The following is a 684-nucleotide window of genomic DNA, read 5'->3' as shown; positions in this document are numbered from 1 at the left end:
CCCTGAAAATCCGCAGTGCAGATGAGCTGCCCAAAGACAGCCCATTGCACCGGCACCCATTATGTGTAGCTTCAAGGCCAATTACATGGCCTTGATTTTTTCGAGCTGTTCAGCCAGCTTGGCTTGGCTACTTTGCGCGTCTTCCAGCTTAGCCTGCTCTTTCTCTACAACGTCTTTTGGCGCATTGCTTACGAACTTCTCATTGTTCAGTTTGCCAGAAAGGCGCTTAATTTCTTTCTCCGCCTTATCGATTTCTTTATTGAGTCGAGCTATCTCGGCATCAAGGTTGATCAAACCGGCCATTGGTACCAAGACTTCCATAGAGCCGACTAACTGAGTTGAACTCATAGGCGCTTCTTCGTCATTTAACCAGCTCATTGACTCGAGCTTGGCGAGTGACTTAACAAAGCCTTCGTTTTCCTGGAAGCGGCGCTGATCTTCATTATTGCCGTTACGCAGTAGAACGGGAATTGCCTTGGCAGGAGAGATATCCATCTCACCACGAATGTTTCGTATTGCGACGATGACACCTTTTAGCCACTCAACGTCACCCAGTGCTTTTTCATCGACTTTCGACTCATCTGCTTCAGGGTAAGGCTGAGTCATAATGGTTGCGCCAGACTGACCGGCCAAGGGAGCAACACGCTGCCAGATTTCCTCTGTGATATAAGGGATAAAGGGGTG

1 protein-coding gene is annotated in these 684 nt (G+C 48.7%); it reads right to left on the bottom strand.

The window, feature by feature from the left end; translation table 11 throughout:
- Positions 1-81: 81 nt before the first annotated feature.
- Positions 82-684, bottom strand: a 603-nt coding sequence (locus A3735_RS01680; protein ID WP_156491572.1) for a class I tRNA ligase family protein, incomplete at its 5' end; no start/stop codon positions are given.

The organism is Oleiphilus sp. HI0061, assembly GCF_001635675.1.
Note: the sequence above shows the minus strand (reverse complement) of the source record. Positions and strands in the feature narration are given on the sequence as shown.